This is a genomic window from Streptomyces sp. NPDC048604 (assembly GCF_043199435.1).
Classification (GTDB): Bacteria; Actinomycetota; Actinomycetes; order Streptomycetales; family Streptomycetaceae; genus Streptomyces.
Genome location: NZ_JBICVX010000005.1, coordinates 12821 through 29253 on the forward strand (window position 1 = coordinate 12821; position 16433 = coordinate 29253).

Genomic DNA, 16433 nt, shown 5'->3' on the forward strand with positions numbered 1-16433 from the left:
TCCGCTGCACACATCAGAACGACCATGCGATGTCCGGTCGCGCAGCGCCCGGCGACAGGGCCGCTTTCACCCCATCGACCGGCCCGGATTCCCCCGTGCGCCGAGCCGTTCGGCGGAACTCCGGCGTGTCGCGTTCCCGTCTCAGCTCGGCGCGGAAAGGGCCCGCGCGAGGGCCTCCGGATCGGTCGTCGGCGCCTCGCAGGCGAAGTGCCGGCAGACGTACGCGGCGGGCGCCCCGCCCACCAGCGGCCGGTCCGCGAGCAGCGGGAACTCGTCCCCGCCGGGCGGGCCGAAGGCGACCACCGCGCCCGGGGCGGTGCCCAGCAGCGCCGTGCGGTGCAGGGCGCGGACCTCGGGCCCGTCGCCGACGACGGCGATCTCCCGCGGCCCGTCGAGGAGCGCCTCGGCGGCGGCGAGGCCCCAGCCGATGTGGCGCGGGGCGCGCGGGCCCAGGGCCCGTACGACGCCCAGACCCGCCTCGGCGGCCGAGCGGTGCGCCTCGGAGCCGGTGTGCGCGGCGTACGACAGGAGCGCGTTGGTCGCGGCGGTCCAGCCGGACGGGGTGGCGTTGTCGGTGGGGTCCTGGGGGCGGCGGATCAGGGTCTCGGCGTCGTGCGCGGTGTCGTAGAACGCCCCGCCCTCGGCCCGGAAACGGTCGAGCACCATGTCGAGAAGGAAGCCGGCGAACTCCAGCCAGACGCCCTCGCCGGTGACGGCGGCCAGCGCCAGATAGCCCTCGGCGACGTCGGCGTAGTCCTCCAGGACGCCCGCGTTGGCACCGGCCCGGCCGTCCTTGGAGGTGCGGACCAGGCGGGCGGAGTCGTCCATGTGAAGGCGGAGCAGCAGGTCCGCGGCCTCCGTGGCGCGGGCGACCAGGTCGGGCCGGTCGAAGTACGCGCCGGTCTCGGCGAGCGCGGCGATCGCCAGGCCGTTCCAGGCGGCGACGATCTTGTCGTCGCGCCCGGGCCGCTCGCGCCGCTCCCGCGCGTCGAGCAGCCGCTGCCGGATCGAGGCGAGCCTCTCGGCGTCGGCGACTCCCGCGTCCTGCGGGAGCTGGAGTACGGACGCCCCCTGCTCGAAGGTCCCCTCCTCGGTCACCCCGAAGTACCGCGCCGCGTATTCGGCGTCCTCCTCGCCGAGCACGTCGACGAGCTGCGCCGGCGTCCACACGTAGTACGCGCCCTCGACGTGCCGGCCGGTGCCGTCGTCGCTGTCCGCGTCGAGCGCGGAGGCGAACCCGCCCTCGGCGGTGCGCAGCTCGCGCACCATGAAGTCCGCGGTCTCCAACGCCACCCGCCGGGCCAGATCGCTTCCGGTCGCCCGCCACAGATGGGCGTACACCCGGCAGAGCAGGGCGTTGTCGTAGAGCATCTTCTCGAAGTGCGGGACGACCCACTCCCGGTCCACGGCGTAGCGGGCGAAGCCGCCGCCGAGCTGGTCGTAGATCCCGCCGCGGGCCATGGCCTCGCAGGTGTCGGCGGCCATCTGCAGCGCGCCCTCGGCGCCGGTGCGGGCGTGGTGGCGGAGCAGGAACTCGAGCGCCATCGACGGCGGGAACTTGGGCGCCCCGCCGAAGCCTCCGGCCCGCTCGTCGTAGTCCCGGACGAGCCCGAGCAGCGCCTGAGCCGTCTCCTCCTCGCCGGGAACGCCCTCGCCGCCGAACGCGAGGGAGCGCTCCGACAGGTCGCGGGCGATCTTCCCGGCGACCTCGCCGACCTCCTCGCGCCGCTCGCTCCAGGCGCGGTGCACGCCGTCGAGGACCTCGGGGAACGACGGCATGCCGTGCCGGGCCTCGGGCGGGAAGTAGGTGCCGAAGTAGAAGGGCTCGCCGTCCGGGGTCATCCACACGGACATCGGCCAGCCGCCCTGCCCGGTCGCCGCCTGCACGGCCTCCATGTAGACGGCGTCGACGTCGGGCCGCTCCTCGCGGTCGACCTTGATGTTGACGAAGTGCTCGTTCATGTAGGCCGCCGTACCGGCGTCCTCGAACGACTCGTGCGCCATGACGTGACACCAGTGGCACGAGCTGTAGCCCACGCTCAGGAAGACGGGCACGTCCCGGCGTCTCGCCTCCGCCAGCGCCTCCTCCCCCCACGGCCACCAGTCCACGGGGTTGGCGGCGTGCTGAAGCAGATAGGGCGACTGGGAATCGGCCAGACGGTTCATACCGGCATCGTCGCACGCCGCCGGCGCGACGGTGCGCGTCCCCTCGGCGACACCTCGTGTCCGGGTGAGCACGGGGACGACGACGTGGCCCGTCCCGGGTCCGGGCGGGCCTCGTCGTCAGGCGCGGGGGTCAGTAGTCGATGCGGTCGGCCTTGGCCAGCCAGGCGTCGAAGGGCTCCGTGCGGTTGGGGAGGTCGAGGCGCTCGACGTCCGTCGGCCAGTCCGACTCGGGGCGCTTCTCGAAGAGGTCGTAGAACTTGCGGTCGTCGAAGCCGGCCACCGCGGCGTCGTCGCGGTCGGCGGCGAAGACGATCCGGTCGACGCGCGCCCACAGCGACGAGGACAGGCACATCGGACACGGCTCGCACGAGGTGACGAGGACGCAGCCCTCCAGCGAGAAGGTGTTCAGCTGCTTGCAGGCGGCGCGGATCGCGCTCACCTCGGCGTGCGCCGTCGGGTCCAGGTTGGAGGTCACCTGGTTGTTGCCGATGGCGACGACCTCGCCGTTCTTGGCGATCAGGGCGCCGAACGGCCCGCCGCCGTTCGCGACGCTCTGGGTGGCGAGTCTGATCGCCTCTTCCAGCCAGGCGCGCTCGAGCTCCTGAGTGCTGGCTTCGTGGGTGTGCGCGGTCATGCTCGCTCCTTGTTCGGCGGGGTGGGGGCCGGGGGCACCGCCAGGCGACCGGCTCGGGTCGACGGCGTCCCCGGGGGAAATCAGCGCGGCTCCACGCCGCGGTCGTGTTCCGGGGAGGCGGGGGTGCGGGTGAGGTGCGGCCCCGTCGCTTGTACCGCCCACAGGTCCGAGGAGTACGCGTACTCGCCGCTCGCCGCTTGTGCGGCGTCCGGGCGCCGGGTCCCGGCGTCCGGTGCTGCCGCCCAGGTGGCGGGTCGGAAGTAGTCCACTGCACTCATCCCTTGCTTCGTCACGCTCGTGCTTGGAGTACACAGCCCGGCGTGGGGGGTGAGCCAGAGGCGGAAGGCATGAAGACGTCAGCGGGGCGATCTTCCCGCTTCGTGGTTTTCTACAAGTGGCGCGCTCTGCGACGCCGTCACTCTCGGTTCATTCGGAGTGTCACCAGGTGATCCCGGCCGGGATCGCGGGTACATCGCGGGTACGGAGACATGGAACGGCCCCGTTCCTCGCACTGGCTCTGCGAGGAACGGGGCCGGCCCACGGAAGGGGGAGGCGTCAGCCGCCGACGTTCCCGTTCTGGGAGAGGACCTCGCCCAGGATGTGCGACAGGGCGTCGTCGCCCTTCTGCTGCACCGAGTTCTGGTTGCAGGTCTGGTTCGACATCGGGTTGCCGAGCACGTCCTGGACGGCGACCGGGACGGCGATGACGCCGACCGGCACCTGGGCCTGGACCTTCTGGATGTCGAAGCAGTGCAGGACGCCGCCGTTGACGAGACCGAAGTTCGGGCTCATGTAGCCACCGGTCTCGTTGGAGCCGATGGACTGCTTCGACGTGTTGCCGATGATGTTGGCGGAGCCGCCGTCGTTGCCGGCCGCCATCGCCGTGGTCGCGGACATGCCGGCGACGGAGGCTGCAACTGCCGCGGTGGCGAGAACCTTCTTGATCACGAGATCGTCCTTCTTGAGCCGAGGGGCCTGGAGTGCTCCGTAGCCGAAGCACGCTGATCAACTGCCCGGCCGCTGTTTGGTTCCGGGCAGTCACCCGGAAGCCTCAATCAGCAGATCAACGCCATCGAACAGGGAAGATTCGGTCAGACGCCCACCCCTGTCCCCGGGGTCCTCGACCGCGCACCCGCGGCCCTCGACCGCTCGACTTCCGGGCCTTCACCGGACGTCCCTCGCGCCGACGCGCGTCACGCAGGACACTTGGGGCCGGAAGCGGAAGCTCTCGGAGGGGGACGCACATGCGGGACGGCCACCGGACCGAAGCCGAGCGGCTGTTGGCGCGCGCCGTGGAGGAGGAGGTGCGCCGCTCCGGCGGCGCACTCGACGCCACCGCGCTGCTGGCGCGCGGACGGGCCGCGCTGGACTCCATGGCGGCGAGCGCGGGCGAGGAGTACACGGCGTACCGGCTGGCCCTGGAGGAGGCCGAGGCGGGCAGTACGTCGCTGGCCGAACGGTTCACCGGGCCGGCGGTCGGAACTCCCGTGCTGGTCACCGCCGTTGCCGCCGCGGCGGCCGTCGTGGCGGACCTGGCGCTGGGCACCGCCACGGGCACGGCGCTGACGGCCGGGGCCGTCGTGGCGGTCGCGGGCGCCGCGGCGACCGTGCTGAAGGTGACCGCCCAGCACTGGCCGGCCGCCCACCGCCGGGCCGGGGCGCTCGGCCAGCCCGGCGGAGCCGAGCAGCTGCGACTGCAGTGGCTGACGGCCCTGGAGGTACGCGGGATACGGCCGTTCCTGGACCAGCAGCGGATGCTGCACACGGCGACCGCGGCGACCGCCACCCCGGCGGCACGGCCGGTGCCGCGCCAGCGGGGCGGCGACCGCAGCGCGGCGGCCCGCCGGCGGCACGCCCTCGAGCAGTCCTTCGGCCATCTGCCCGACCGGGACGGGCCGTTCGCCGGCCGGCGCGAGGAGCTGGGGCGGATCACCCAGTGGGTGCAGGCCGCCCGCGCGGCGACCACGACCCGGCCGACGGTGGTGGTGCTGCACGGCGCGCCCGGCTCCGGCCGGACGACGCTCGCGGTCCGGGCGGCGCACACGCTGCGGGACCAGTTCCGCGGGGCCTGCGTGGTGGACCTGCGCGGCGCGAGCCGCGGCGAGAAGCCGCTGGCCACCCGCGACGCGCTGCTGCACCTGCTGAACCGGCTCGGCGCGCCGCGCGACCAGCTGCTGTTCCGCGACCGCAGCTCCACGGAGCAACAGGTGCGCCGGCTCACCGAGTTGTACCACCAGCACCTCACCGGACTGCCGGTGGCGATCGTCCTGGACGACGCGGTGGACGCGGCGCAGGTGCGCGCCCTGCTGCCGGAGCGCTCCGACAGCCTCGTCCTCGTGACCGCGCGGCAGCCCCTGGACCTGGGCGCGGACGTGGCCGCGTCCGTGCACCGCCTGGAGGTCGCGGCGCTCGACGCGGCGGGCGCGGAGGAGCTGCTGCGGGAGACGGCCGGAGACTCCGACCCGGCCCCGTACGACGCGGAGGCCTCGATGCGGATCCGGGAGCTGTGCGGCGGGCTGCCGCTGGCGCTGCGGGTGGCGGGCGCCTCGCCGGCGACACGGCCCCTGGGGCAGCAGGCGCGGCTCCTGGAGCGGTACGGGCAGGACGGCGGTCCGGTCGAACGGGCCCTGGCCGCACGGTACTTCACCGACCTCGACGAGGAGGGGCGGCTGCTGCTGCGCCGCCTCGCGCTGGCCGGGCGGGCCTCGCTCGGCGCGGCGGCGGCCGCGGCGCTGCTGGACGGCGGCGAGGCGGAGGGCGCGCGGCTGCTGCGCGAGCTGGCCGGGGCCGGGCTGATCGACCACGTCCGCGGGGAGCGGTACCGGCTGCACGAGGCGGTGCGCGCCTTCGCCTCGGCCCGGCTGCTCGACGAGGAGGACGGCACGGCGATCGCGGCCGCGCAGGAGCGGCTGATCCGGAACCACGCGGAGCTGGCCGACGCGGTGATCCGGATGGTCGACGGCAAGATGTCCACCCGGGCGGACAGGTTCGGCGGGCACGGCTTCGGCTCGCTGGAGGCCGCGCTGCGCTGGCTGGACGACGAGTCCAGCTTCATCACCGCCGCGCTGCGGCACGCGGAGGGCGTCGACCAGGAAGCGGTACTGCATCTGCTCGGCGCGCTGTGCGACTACTGCCTGCTCCGCGGCGACCTGTACCGGCTCGGCGAGATCGAGGAGCTGGCGGATGCGCTCGGGCACGGCGGGCGGCTGTCCCGCTCGGTGCAGTGGCGGACCGGTATCGCGGCCCGTCAGCTGGGCGAGCTGGACAAGGCGCGCACGACGCTGACCTCGGTGGTCTCGCTGTACCAGGAGGCCCACCAGGACGCGGGCGCGGCGCTCGCGCTGTGCTCCCTCGGGATCACCCTGCACCACCAGGGCAATCTGCCGGAGGCCTCGGCCCGGCTGCGGGAGGCCCTGGAGCTCCAGACCCCGGACTCGCTGGCCGCGGACCGGGCGTGGACGCTGCACGCGCTCGCGGGCGTGGAGCGGGACCGGGCGAACCTCGCGGAGGCGGTGGAGCTGCTGGACCGGGCGCTCGCGCTGCACCGCGCCTCGGAGTCCGTGCACGGCGAGGCCTGGTCGCACTTCCAGCTCGGCCAGGTGTGGCTGCGCCGGGGCGACGTGCCGCGCGCCGAGGAGGAGCTGCGGGCCGCCCTCGACGGGTACGGCCGTACCCAGGACGGCCGCGGCGAGGCGTGGGCGCTGACCCAGCTGGCGCGGGCCCGCCTGGTGGGCGGCGACGCGCCGTCGGCCGTGGACGGGCTGCGGCAGGCGCTGTCCCGGCACCGGGAGCAGGAGGACGCCCGCGGCGAGGCGTGGACGCTGTACTACCTGGGGCAGGCCCTGGAGGAGCGCGGCGACCTCGACCAGGCGGTGCGGGAGCTGGAGCGGGCGCGGACGATGTTCTCGCGGATGCGGGACGTGTACGGGCTGGCCTGCGCCCGGCACCACTCGGGCCGGGTGACGCGGGACCTGCGCGCCGCGCAGACCGGCAACCTGCGCAACTCCGGCTTCGCCCGGCAGCTCCTGAGCGACGCCCGGCAGGACTTCCGGCGGATCGGGGTGGCGCACGGCGAGGCGTGGACCTGCCTGGAACTGGCGGTCGTCGACGCCGGCAACAACAAGACGGCGCAGGCGCTGGAGCTGTGCGAGGAGGCGGCGGCCCTGTTCGCCTCGTACGGGGACCGGCGGGGCGCGGACTGGGCCGGCTTCCTGCGGGTCACGCTGCTGCCGTACGCCTCGCCGGGCGGGGTGGAGATCGGCACGGTGGTCGCGGAGGAGGAACTCGTCCGGTTGACCGAGGACCGTCACGAGCTGCGGGATGCGCGGCTGACGGAGTGCGCCGGGACGTACGGGCTCGCCCTGGCGCGCGGCGTCCGCCTGGACGCGGGCTGGCAGGCCTGGCCCCTCGGCCTCACACCGAACCGCCACGCCCGGGAGGTCATGGGCGTGGCGGTGCCGTAGCCACGCCGCCGCCCCGTGTGGGCGACGGCGGGCGCGGGCCGCTACTCCTGCGGGGGCTGCTGCTTCTGCCGGGTGCCGGCTGCCGCCGGGGTCTCCTCGAAGGAGACCTTGCCCATGTGGCGGTTCATGGACTTCATCAGCATCCAGACCGCGCCCGCCATCACGGCGAAGACGATGAACCCGAGGACGCCGGGCGTCACCTTGTTCTCGTCGAGTTCCTTCGCGAGCGGGACGAGCTGGGTCAGTGCGAGGTGTGCGCTCATGCTAGGCATTGTCGCGGATGCCCGCGAAGAGGTCGCTCTCGGGGAGGGAGGTGTCCACCAGAGACTTCGCCAGCTCGTACTCCTCCGTGGGCCAGACCTCCTTCTGGATGTCCATCGGCACGCGGAACCAGCCGCCGTCCGGGTCGATCTGCGTGGCGTGCGCGATCAGCGCCTTGTCGCGGATCTCGAAGAACTCGGCGCAGGGCACGTGCGTGGTCAGCGTCCGCTCCTTGCGCTCGAACTCCTTCCAACGGTCCAGCCACTCCCCGTACGGCGACTCCATGCCCCGGTCGAGCAGCGCGTGGTGCAGCGCCAGGGTGCGCGGCTTGTTGAAGCCCTGGTTGTAGTAGACCTTCAGCGGCTGCCAGACCGGGCCGAACTCGGCCTCGGGGTACTTCTCCGCGTCCGTCGCCCCGTCGAACGCCACCATCGTGATCTTGTGGGTCATGATGTGGTCGGGGTGCGGGTAGCCGCCGTTCTCGTCGTACGTGGTGACGACCTGCGGGCGGAACGCGCGGATCTTGCGCACCAGCTCGCCGGCCGCGTGGTCGACGTCCTCCAGGGCGAAACAGCCCTCCGGCAGCGGGGGCAGCGGGTCGCCCTCGGGCAGGCCGGAGTCGACGAAGCCGAGCCACTCCTGGCTGACGCCGAGGATCTCCCGGGCCTCGTCCATCTCCTTCTTGCGGACCTCGTGGATGTGCTCCTCGATGTACGCGTCGCCCTGGAGCTTGGGGTTGAGGATGGAGCCGCGCTCGCCGCCCGTGCAGGTGACCACCAGCACGTCCACCCCCTCGGACACATACTTGGCCATCGTCGCCGCACCCTTGCTCGACTCGTCGTCGGGGTGGGCGTGCACGGCCATCAGACGCAGCTGCTCAGTCAAGACTCGATCCCTGTCCATTGGTCGCATCGGGCAACTTCTATAGTGACGGAATCGGGGGGCCGAAAATTCCGCCGTCCGGCGCCACGAAGGGATCCGCCATGAGCTCGGTACGCGAGTCGCTGCCCGAGGGCCGTTACGGCCGCTCCGCGGACGAGCGCGCCGACGGCCGGCTCAAGATCGCGGGCCTGGTGCTCGGTGTGCTCTTCACCGGTCTGCTCGGCTGGTTCGGCTGGCACTACGTGGTCGACGCGAAGCTCAGCGCCGAGGTGATCAAGTTCGAGGTGGTGGGCGACCGCGAGGTGCAGATGCACCTGGAGGTCCGCAAGGACGCCGGCGCCGCCGGCACCTGCACGCTGCGCTCCCGCTCGGAGGACGGCGCCGAGGTCGGCCGGAAGGACGTCCGCTTCGAGGGTCCGCGGACCCGGATCGACGAGGTGGTCTCCATCCGCACCACCGCGCGCGCCACCAGCGCCGAGCTGGTCGGCTGCACGGAGCGCTAGAAACGCCGCGCGCCCGTCGCGTCAACCTGCCTGACCAGCGTTGACGTCATTCTGATGACTTTCGTCCCTTCCTTTTTCGCCACCAATTGTTAGGCTCGTGGTTTCGCCCATCCAGGAAGGCACATCCTTCTGGGTAGGGCGATGCTTTGTATTCCCAGTACCTACGAGGAGCACCTGTGACCCAGACCAGCGACAACGTCACCTGGCTCACCCAGGAGGCGTACGACAAGCTCAAGGAAGAGCTTGAGTACCTGTCTGGTCCCGCGCGTACCGAGATCGCCACCAAGATCGCCGCGGCGCGCGAGGAGGGCGACCTGCGCGAGAACGGCGGGTACCACGCGGCCAAGGAGGAGCAGGGCAAGCAGGAACTCCGCGTCCGACAGCTCACCCAGCTCCTGGAGAACGCCAAGGTCGGCGAGGCGCCGGCGGACGACGGCGTGGTCGAGCCGGGCATGGTGGTCACCGTCGCCTTCGACGGCGACGAGGACGACACCATGACCTTCCTGCTGGCCTCGCGCGAGTACGCCAGCAGCAGCATCGACACGTACTCCCCGCAGTCCCCGCTCGGCGTGGGCGTCCACGGCAAGAAGGCCGGCGAAGACGCGGAGTACGAGCTGCCGAACGGCAAGATGGCGATGGTCAGGATCCTCAGCGCCAAGCCGTACACGGGCTGACGGCCACGACGACGACGTACAGGGCCGGACCGCAGCGGCGGTCCGGCCTTCTGCATGTGCATGCAGAGGCACGTGCGATGATGCGGGCGGCCGTCACGTCCTGAGGGGGAAGACACACGTGCTGTTACCGCTGCGCGAAGGCGCGCCCGCGCGGATCGGGCCGTACGAACTCCTGGCGCGGCTCGGCGCCGGCGGCATGGGCGAGGTCTTCCTCGGCCGCACGCCGAGCGTGGCGGGCGCGCACGACGGCACGTACGTGGCGGTGAAGACCGTCCGCCGGGACGTCGTCGCCGAACCCGCCTTCCGCGACCGGTTCCGGCGCGAGATCAGGATCGCGAGCCTGGTCGCCAGCCCGTACGCGGCCGCCCCGCTCGGCGGCGACGCGGACGCGGAGACGCCCTGGCTGGCGACGGCGTACGTGCCCGGCCCCAGCCTCTCGCAGGCGGTGCGCCGCGGCGGCCCGCTGCCCGTCCCGACCGTGCGCGCCCTCGGCACGGCGCTCGCCCGCGCCCTCGCGGACCTGCACGGCGGCGGGGTGCTGCACCGCGACCTCAAGCCCGGCAACGTCATGCTCGCCGCCGACGGACCGCGGGTCATCGACTTCGGCATCGCCCGCAGCAGCGGCGCCACGACGATGACGGCGACCGGAATGATGGTCGGCACCCCGTCCTTCATGTCCCCCGAGCACGTCGCCGGCGCGCGGCACGTCACCGGGGCCTCGGACGTCTTCTGCCTGGGCTCCGTGCTCTGCTACGCGGCGACCGGCGAGGACCCCTTCGGCGACGGTCCGCTGGCGGCCGTGCTGTACCGCGTCTCGCAGGCCGAGGCGGACCTGAGCCGCGTCCCGGCCGAACTCCACGACGTCATCGCCTCCTGCCTGGCCGCCGACCCGGCCGCCCGCCCCACGCCCGAGCGCCTGGTGGAGATCCTCGGCGGCGGGGACCGGGCGAGCTGGCCGCAGGCGGTCCTGGACCACATCGGCGAGTACGGCCGCGAACTCGCCCAGCTCATCGCCACGGGCACGGCCCTGCGCGAGGTCGCGCCGGCGCCGATGGCCCCGGACCAGCTGCCGACCCTCCCACCGGACGCCCCGACGGTCCAGGCGAAACCGCGGATGCGCGGCCGCCGCGCCCTGCTCGCGGCGGCGGTCGCGCTCGCGCTGGTCGCGGGCGGGGTAGGGGCGTACGTGCTGTGGCCGGAGGGCGGGAAACCTCCGGCGGACGCGAAGAAGCCTCCGGCGAAGCCGGGGCCCCGGGTTCCCGGCGTGGACGATCGGGGCCTCGCGGACGCGTCCGGCCTGGTGCCGCAGAACACGGCGCAGCGCCCGGCCGGCTGGAAGCCCTGGCAGGCGAAGCTGACCGCGCCCGCCTTCGGCTGCTCGGCCGGCGAGTCGGTGCTGGTCTGCCGGACGACGGACGGGCGCTACGAGGCGCTGGACACGAGCAACGGCGCCAAGCTGTGGGACGCGAACCTCGTCGAGGACGCGCGGGACAACCGCAGCTTCGTGGGGCCCACCGGCGGCGTTTTCATCGCGGGTTCCACGGCCCGCCCCGTCGTCCACGACGGCGTGGCCGTCATCGCCACCCGCGACCGGCTCCAGGTGCGGGACGCGCGCTCCGGCGCGGTCCGCTGGGAGAAGAAGGCGTGGGTGCAGCAGGGCGAGGGCAGCCGTGCGCTCGTCGCCGAGGGCATCGTCTTCGCCGCGACGTCCGGGGAGGAGCTCGACCTCGAGCAGTACGGCCTGACCGCGTTCTCCCTCGCGGACGGCAAGCAGCTGTGGAGCAAGGCGCTCACCAACGCGGAGATCCCCCGTTCCGAGATCAAGGACTTCGAGCCCGTGGCCTACGCCAAGGGCGCCGTGTACGCCCTGAGCGACGCCGGGCTGATCGCGTTCGACGCGAAGACCGGCACGGTACGCGGACAGGTCGACGAGGAGGCGGAGGACTGCGAGGAGCTCAAGGTCCTCGACACCGCCGCGTACTGCGTCAGCACTCCGCACAACAACAGCGGGAACGAACGGCTGCATCTCCTCGACTCCGGCACGCTCGCCTCGAAGGGAAGTCTGCCCGCCCCGGTGAGAGGAGTACGGCCGGACGCCGTCGGCCCGACGGCGGTCGTCGAACTCGACGACGACGGGCTGAAGGTCCAGGACCCGAAGGACGGGTCCCTGCTCGGCTCGTACCCGGCGAAGGCCGCGCCCAAGGGCCTCGCGCAGGCATGGTCGGGGCCGCTGCTCGCGGGCGACCAGGTGGTCTACGCCGACTACTCCACGCTCTACACCGTGCGGCTCGGCGCGGACGGCAAGCCTGCCGGACTGAAGGCCACGACGGTTCCCGGAGCACCCGGGCCACGGGCGGAGAAGGAACCCGACCCGATGAACGGGATGAGCTACGACGACATGATCAGGCCCCCGGAGGTGCTGCCGGTCGGCGGGATCGCGTACATCGTGTACGACCAGGGGGCCGTCGCCTCCGTCGAGCTGCCCAAGTGACGTACTGAAAGGACGTGTTCGGTGCTGAAGGCACTGCCCGACGGGCAGCCTCCGCGTCTCGTCGGGCCCTACCGGCTGCTCGCCGCGCTCGGCGCGGGCGGCATGGGCGAGGTCCATCTGGCCTGCCGGGCGGACGCGCCGACGGCCGATCCGTACCGGATGGTCGCGGTGAAGACCGTCCGTGCCGACCTGGAGGTCGACAGCGACTTCCGCACCCGGTTCCGGCGCGAGATCACCGCGGCACGGGCGGTGAGCGGCCCGTACGCGGCGCTGCTCCTCGACGCGGACCCGGACGCGGCGGCCCCGTGGCTGGCGACCGAGTACGTGCCCGGCCCCTCCCTGGCCGAGGCGGTGAGCCGGGCGGGCACACTGCCGGTCGAGGCCGTACGCGCCCTGGGCGCCGCGCTGGCCCGCGCGCTCGAGTCGGTGCACGCGGCGAAGGTGCTGCACCGGGACCTGAAGCCGGCGAACGTGCTGCTCGGGGCCGCCGGGCCGAAGCTGATCGACTTCGGCATCGCGCAGGCTTTCGAGGCAACGGCCCTGACCTCGACGGGACTTGTCGTCGGTTCGCCCGGCTTCATGTCCCCGGAGCATCTGGTCGGCAGCCGGGCGGTCGTACCCGCATCGGACGTGTTCTGTCTGGGCGCGGTGCTCGCGTTCGCGGCGAGCGGGCGGGGTCCGTTCCACGACGAGGAGATGGCGTCGGTCGTCTTCCGGATCAGCCGGGCCCAGGCCGAACTCGACGGTGTACCGGACGAGTTGCGGCCGATCGTCGAGCGCTGCCTGAAGCTCGACCCGGCCGAACGGCCGACGCCGGCGGAGCTGGCGGCCCTGCTGGGCGGCGCGGCGCCCACGGCCTTCCCCTGGCCGGGCGGGGTGCTGTCGCTGCTCGCCGAGTACGGGGACACGGCCCGCCGCATAGGCGAGTCGGCGGCGTCCGGCGCGGGCGTGGCCGACCTGCCGACGATCGGCCCCCAGGTGCCGTACTCCCCCACGGCGGCGGGCTACCGGCCGGCCGGCCCGGCGACGCCGGAGCGCCGCCGGCCCCCGTGGGCGGCGATCGCCGCCGGCGTGGTGGCGGCCGCGGTCCTGGCGGCGACGGGCGTGGTGCTGCTCAACCGCCAGGACGGGCAGGAGAGTACGGCCGGCGGCGCCGCCGGACCCTCTGCCGGCACGAGCAGCGGGCCGAAGGCTCCGGCGACGCTCAGCCAGGTGTTGCTGCCTTACGGCGGCGAGGGCCACGGCGGCGACTTCGGGAAGACCGGCACGGACCGCTCGTACCGGCCGGCCGGCTGGTCGCCCTGGAAGGCGCAGGTCGAGGCCGGCACTGAGGCGTGTGCACTCGCCCCGAAGGTGCTGGTGTGCGCCGGGAGCGGCGGCGCGGCGGTGGGCCTGCGCGCCGCCGACGGCCGCAAGCTGTGGTCGGCGCCCGCACGCAAGACGCCGGGCGGGGAGGGGCTGTACTCGACGGCCGGGTACCCGGCCGTCGTCGGTGAGACCGCGTACATCTCCGGTCCCGACGGAGTGACGGCGTACGGGATCGAGGACGGCAAGCAGCAGGGGGTGGTCCCGGCGCCCGGAGGCGACTGGGCGGTGAAGGGCTCCGACCTGCACGACGGCGTCCTCTACTCCACGTACGTCAACCTGCGGAACGACGCCAAGGGACTCGTCACGGCCGTGAAACTCGACGGCAAGGGCGAGGAGCTGTGGCGGAGCGAACTCGACGGCATTCCGGAGCAGCCGGTCGCCGCCGGGGGCCGTGTGTACGTGCCGATCGGCGTCGCGACCCCCGTGGCACTCGACGCCGGTACGGGCAAGGAGACCGCGCGGGGCTCCGCCGATCTCACCTGCGGCGAGATCATCGTGCACAAGGAGTACGTGCTCTGCCCGGCCTCGTTGGACAGCGGGGTGCCCGTGCTGGACGCCCGAACCCTGCGCCTGAAGCGGACCCTCGGCAAGGGCTTGACGATCACGGGCGGCCCGGCGGTGAACAAGGACGGCACGGCGGCCGTGATCGGCGGCGACCGGGGCCTGACGATGGTCACGTACGACCTGGGCAGCGGCCGCGAGCGGTGGCGCGCGGACGTGCACTGGAGCTACGGGGTGGGCAACGCGCCGCTGAACCGGGTCTGGTTCGTGGGAGACCAGGTGGTCGCCGGCGGCCGGAACCACGTGCACACGATCGCCCTGTCCGGGCCGGAGGGGGACTCGGAGCACCAGTTCGAGACCTTCTCGGCGGTCCTCCCGGAGGGCGTCGACGAGTCGAGCCTGACGTCCACGGAGGCGCTGGCCGCCGGAGGGGCCGTGTTCCTGCCCTTCTCCGACGGCCTGGTCGTCTCGGGCTATCTGCCCTGACCGTACCGGTGACTCACCCCGCCGCCGACCGGTACTTCCGTACCGACAGCGTGCGGAAGACCACGATGATCAGGAACGACCAGATCAGCGAGGCCCACACCGGGTACTGCATCGGCCAGGCGTCCGACGGGGAGACGCCGGGGTTGCCGAAGAGTTCGCGGCAGGCCTGGACGGTGGCGCTGAAGGGGTTCCATTCGGCGATCGGCTGGAGCCAGGACGGCATCTGGCTGGAGTCCACGAACGCGTTCGAGATGAACGTGACCGGGAACAGCCAGATCAGGCCGCCGGACGTGGCCGCCTCGGGGGTGCGGACCGAGAGGCCGATGAGTGCGCCGATCCACGAGAAGGCGTACCCGAGCAGGAGCAGCAGCCCGAACGCGGCGAGCGCCTTGGGGATGCCCTCGTGGATGCGCCAGCCGACCAGAAGGGCGACGATCGCGAGGACGACGAGCGTCAGCATGGTCTGGACGAGGTCCGCGAGGGTGCGACCGGTGAGGACCGCGCCGCGGGCCATCGGCAGGGACCGGAAGCGGTCGATGAGGCCCTTGTGCATGTCGTCGGCGATGCCCGCGCCCGCTCCGGCCGTGGCGAAGGTGACGGTCTGCGCGAAGATGCCCGCCATCAGGAACTCGCGGTAGACCTCGGGGGAGGTCGAGCCGCCGATGTTCATGGAGCCGCCGAACACGTAGCTGAACAGCACCACGAACATGATCGGCTGGATGAGCCCGAAGATGACCATCTCGGGGATCCGGGTCATCCGGATCAGGTTGCGCTTGGCGACGACGAGCGAGTCGGCGATCGACTGGGCGATCCCGCCGCGCGGCTTCGGCGCCGCCGTCGGGACGGTGTCGGAGATCGTGGTCACTTCACCGCCTCCTTCCCGCTCCGGCCGCGGCCGCCCCGGGCGGCCGCGGCGGCGCCGCTCTCCTCCTCGTCCAGCTGCTCGGCCACGTGGCCGGTCAGCGAGATGAACACGTCGTCGAGGGTGGGGCGGCGCAGGCCGATGTCGTCGATCTCGACGCCGACGGTGTCGAGGTCGCGGATGACCTCGGCGAGCAGCTTCGCGCCGCCGGCGACCGGCACGGTCAGCTTGCGGGTGTGCGACTCGACGGAGACCTCGCTGTGGCCGATGCCGGCCAGTCCGTAGCGGGCGAGGACGTCCCGGGCCGGGTCGATCTGTTCGGGCTGGTGGACGACGACCTCGACGCGCTCGCCGCCGGTCTGGGCCTTGAGCTCGTCCGAGGTGCCGCGGGCGATGACCTTGCCGTGGTCGATGACGCAGATGTCGTCGGCCAGGTGGTCGGCCTCCTCCAGGTACTGGGTCGTCAGGAGCAGCGTGGTGCCGCCGGCGACGAGTTCCTGGATGATGCCCCACAGGGCCTGCCGGTTGCGCGGGTCGAGGCCGGTGGTCGGCTCGTCCATGAACATCACGGGCGGCGAGACGACCAGGGCGGCCGCGAGGTCGAGCCGGCGGCGCATGCCGCCGGAGTACGTCTTGGCGGGCCGGTCGGCGGCGTCCACGAGGCCGAAGCGGTCGAGGAGCTCGTCCGCGCGGACCTTCGCCTCCTTGGCCCTCATCTGGTACAGCTGGCCGACCATCTGCAGGTTCTCGCGGCCGGTCAGGTACTCGTCGACGGCGGCGAACTGGCCGGACAGGCCGATCGAGCGCCGTACTTCGTTGGGGTGCTTGAGCACGTCGATCCCGGCGACGACGGCGCGGCCGCTGTCGGGCTGGAGGAGCGTCGTGAGCACCCGCACCGCGGTGGTCTTGCCCGCGCCGTTCGGGCCGAGCAGGCCCAGGACCGTGCCTTCGGGCACATCGAGGTCGACGCCGTCCAGAGCTCGTACGTCGCCGAAGGTCTTCACCAGACCCTCGGCGTATATCGCGCCTGGCATGTGGGTTCTCCCAGGGATTTCGGGCGTTTTCCGCCCAAGTCTAGGTACGCCGGACGCCCTGCGCCCAGCGAATGAGTGACCTGGAGCACACCGTAACGCGATACATCG

13 protein-coding genes are annotated in these 16433 nt (G+C 72.9%); 5 read left to right on the forward strand and 8 right to left on the reverse strand.

Features of this window, described 5'->3' with window-relative positions:
* Positions 1-141 precede the first annotated feature (141 nt).
* From ACGFMM_RS11760 to ACGFMM_RS11775, 4 genes are all read right to left on the reverse strand, one after another.
* Entirely contained in the window at positions 142-2166 is a 2025-nt protein-coding gene (locus ACGFMM_RS11760) for a thioredoxin domain-containing protein (RefSeq protein WP_393645560.1), read from the reverse strand.
* Between the two features lie 130 nt (positions 2167-2296).
* Positions 2297-2800 (reverse strand): nucleoside deaminase, encoded by a 504-nt coding sequence (locus tag ACGFMM_RS11765; RefSeq protein ID WP_393645561.1) that lies wholly within the window; start codon positions 2798-2800, stop codon positions 2297-2299.
* Between the two features lie 80 nt (positions 2801-2880).
* Entirely contained in the window at positions 2881-3069 is a 189-nt protein-coding gene (locus ACGFMM_RS11770; protein ID WP_393645563.1) for a hypothetical protein, read from the reverse strand.
* Between the two features lie 286 nt (positions 3070-3355).
* Positions 3356-3748 (reverse strand): rodlin, encoded by a 393-nt coding sequence (locus ACGFMM_RS11775; RefSeq protein ID WP_393645565.1) that lies wholly within the window; start codon positions 3746-3748, stop codon positions 3356-3358.
* A 296-nt stretch (positions 3749-4044) separates the two neighbouring features.
* Here ACGFMM_RS11775 and ACGFMM_RS11780 point away from each other — a divergent pair, with 296 nt between their 5' ends.
* Entirely contained in the window at positions 4045-7263 is a 3219-nt protein-coding gene (locus tag ACGFMM_RS11780) for a tetratricopeptide repeat protein (RefSeq protein WP_393645566.1), read from the forward strand.
* Positions 7264-7304: 41 nt separating this feature from the next.
* On the opposite strand, the gene ACGFMM_RS11785 is transcribed toward ACGFMM_RS11780, so the two are convergent.
* Together ACGFMM_RS11785 and mca are read right to left on the reverse strand one after the other, a co-directional pair.
* Positions 7305-7526, reverse strand: coding sequence for a hypothetical protein (locus ACGFMM_RS11785; protein WP_393645568.1), 222 nt, complete (start codon positions 7524-7526; stop codon positions 7305-7307).
* Between the two features lies 1 nt (position 7527).
* Positions 7528-8409: a mycothiol conjugate amidase Mca gene (gene mca, locus ACGFMM_RS11790; protein WP_393645570.1), complete on the reverse strand. Its 882-nt coding sequence runs from the start codon at positions 8407-8409 to the stop codon at positions 7528-7530.
* A gap of 98 nt (positions 8410-8507) precedes the next feature.
* On the opposite strand from mca, the gene ACGFMM_RS11795 reads away from it, so the two are divergent.
* From ACGFMM_RS11795 to ACGFMM_RS11810, 4 genes are all read left to right on the forward strand, one after another.
* Positions 8508-8909 (forward strand): DUF4307 domain-containing protein, encoded by a 402-nt coding sequence (locus ACGFMM_RS11795; RefSeq protein ID WP_393645572.1) that lies wholly within the window; start codon positions 8508-8510, stop codon positions 8907-8909.
* Positions 8910-9085: 176 nt separating this feature from the next.
* The gene (gene greA / locus ACGFMM_RS11800) at positions 9086-9583 is read left to right on the forward strand and encodes a transcription elongation factor GreA (RefSeq protein WP_393645574.1); all 498 of its coding nucleotides are present in this window, start codon (positions 9086-9088) and stop codon (positions 9581-9583) included.
* A gap of 118 nt (positions 9584-9701) precedes the next feature.
* Positions 9702-12074, forward strand: coding sequence for a protein kinase (locus ACGFMM_RS11805; RefSeq protein WP_393645576.1), 2373 nt, complete (start codon positions 9702-9704; stop codon positions 12072-12074).
* A 21-nt stretch (positions 12075-12095) separates the two neighbouring features.
* Entirely contained in the window at positions 12096-14429 is a 2334-nt protein-coding gene (locus ACGFMM_RS11810) for a protein kinase (protein WP_393645577.1), read from the forward strand.
* Between the two features lie 13 nt (positions 14430-14442).
* Here the strand turns inward: ACGFMM_RS11810 and ACGFMM_RS11815 are convergent, their stop codons facing one another.
* Together ACGFMM_RS11815 and ACGFMM_RS11820 are read right to left on the reverse strand one after the other, a co-directional pair.
* Positions 14443-15294, reverse strand: coding sequence for an ABC transporter permease (locus ACGFMM_RS11815; RefSeq protein ID WP_393645579.1), 852 nt, complete (start codon positions 15292-15294; stop codon positions 14443-14445).
* Positions 15291-16325, reverse strand: a complete 1035-nt coding sequence (locus ACGFMM_RS11820; protein ID WP_393645581.1) for an ATP-binding cassette domain-containing protein — start codon at positions 16323-16325, stop codon at positions 15291-15293. The genes ACGFMM_RS11815 and ACGFMM_RS11820 overlap by 4 nt, the downstream gene beginning before the upstream one ends.
* Between the last annotated feature and the right edge of the window lie 108 nt (positions 16326-16433).

Bases quoted from the DNA above. Each gene is read 5' to 3' on its own strand.
- ACGFMM_RS11760 (WP_393645560.1), bottom strand. From the start codon at position 2,166: ATGAACCGTCTGGCCGATTCCCAGTCGCCCTATCTGCTTCAGCACGCC.
- ACGFMM_RS11765 (WP_393645561.1), bottom strand. From the start codon at position 2,800: ATGACCGCGCACACCCACGAAGCCAGCACTCAGGAGCTCGAGCGCGCC.
- ACGFMM_RS11780 (WP_393645566.1), top strand. From the start codon at position 4,045: ATGCGGGACGGCCACCGGACCGAAGCCGAGCGGCTGTTGGCGCGCGCC.
- ACGFMM_RS11785 (WP_393645568.1), bottom strand. From the start codon at position 7,526: ATGAGCGCACACCTCGCACTGACCCAGCTCGTCCCGCTCGCGAAGGAA.
- ACGFMM_RS11795 (WP_393645572.1), top strand. From the start codon at position 8,508: ATGAGCTCGGTACGCGAGTCGCTGCCCGAGGGCCGTTACGGCCGCTCC.
- ACGFMM_RS11820 (WP_393645581.1), bottom strand. From the start codon at position 16,325: ATGCCAGGCGCGATATACGCCGAGGGTCTGGTGAAGACCTTCGGCGAC.